Source organism: Mesorhizobium sp. M7A.F.Ca.ET.027.03.2.1 (assembly GCF_003999175.1).
In the GTDB taxonomy this organism is placed as follows: domain Bacteria; phylum Pseudomonadota; class Alphaproteobacteria; order Rhizobiales; family Rhizobiaceae; genus Mesorhizobium.
In genome coordinates this window covers 1-1,192 of sequence record NZ_RZOM01001425.1, presented here as the reverse complement: position 1 = coordinate 1,192, position 1,192 = coordinate 1, and the positions used below count along the sequence as shown (strand labels likewise).

The following is a 1,192-nucleotide window of genomic DNA, read 5'->3' as shown; positions in this document are numbered from 1 at the left end:
GGCGAGAACGGCGAATTGCTGGAGCCGGTCGAAGAAGTCGTCATCGACGTCGATGAGGAGCATGCCGGCGTCGTCGTGCAGAAGATGTCCGAGCGCAAGGCCGAGATGGTCGAACTGCGCCCGTCCGGCGGCAATCGCCAGCGCATCGTCTTCCACGCGCCGACCCGTGGCCTGATCGGCTACCAGTCGGAGCTTTTGACCGACACGCGCGGCACCGCCGTGATGAACCGGCTCTTCCACGCCTATGAGCCCTACAAGGGTGAGCTGCCGGGCCGCACCAATGGCGTGCTGATTTCCAACGAACAGGGCGAATCGGTCGCCTACGCGATGTGGAACCTGGAAGATCGCGGCCCGATGGTCATCGATCCGGGCGTCAAGGTGTATCAGGGCATGATCATCGGCATCCATAGCCGCGACAATGATCTTGAAGTGAACGTGCTCAAGGGCAAGAAGCTGACCAACATCCGTGCCGCCGGCAAGGACGAGGCGGTCAAGCTGACGCCGCCGATCCGCATGACGCTGGAACGCGCCCTGGCCTGGATCCAGGACGATGAACTGGTCGAAGTGACGCCGAAGACCATTCGGCTGCGCAAGCTCTATCTCGATCCGAACGAGCGCAAGCGGTTCGAGAAGTCGTCCAAGGTGGTCGGCGCGGCGTAAGCTCTCTATTTTCCGACAGTCGATAGGGGCGGAGCAACCAGTGTTCCGCCCCTTTTTCGTTCATCCACCGGCAGCCGAGATGATGGCCTGCCGATCGGCCTCGCCGGCCAGATCGATGCGGATCGCGATTCCCGCGCGGGTAGGCTTGCGCAGGGCCTTTGCGCCATCCGGGTCAACGATGAGCAGCCGCCTCTCCTCCAGCGCCTGAAGCCGTGATCGCGAGATGCCGAGTTCGCCAGCGAGCAGCCGGTCGAGTCGCAGCGATGTCGGCATTTCCAGTCCAAGCTGGATCTCCAACACGGTCGCGGCTTCCCCGGTGTCGCCGAGCCTGCGCTTGTGAATGCTGACATCGGAGAACTCCTCGACGCGCCCGATCCGGTTGCGCAACGCGATTACATCGAAGGCATGACGGTGAGCGAGTGCAGGATCGTTGCGTTCGAGCGCCGCCAGCAGCGTCGAGTCGATGTCGCGGCGGTTGCAGCGCTCGAAAATGCCGAAATTCCAGGAGTTGTCGCAGTCGATGCAGCGATAG

The 1,192-nt window shown here is 62.8% G+C and carries 1 protein-coding gene and 1 pseudogene; one reads left to right on the top strand and one right to left on the bottom strand.

The genetic code is table 11. The features are described 5' to 3' along the window. A pseudogene (locus EN750_RS35275) lies at positions 1–660 on the top strand (translational GTPase TypA); the annotation flags it as partial. 60 nt (positions 661–720) lie between these two features. On the opposite strand, the gene EN750_RS35270 reads toward EN750_RS35275, so the two are convergent. Next, positions 721–1,192: DUF1062 domain-containing protein (locus tag EN750_RS35270; protein WP_127399345.1), on the bottom strand; the 472-nt coding region annotated here is incomplete at its 5' end.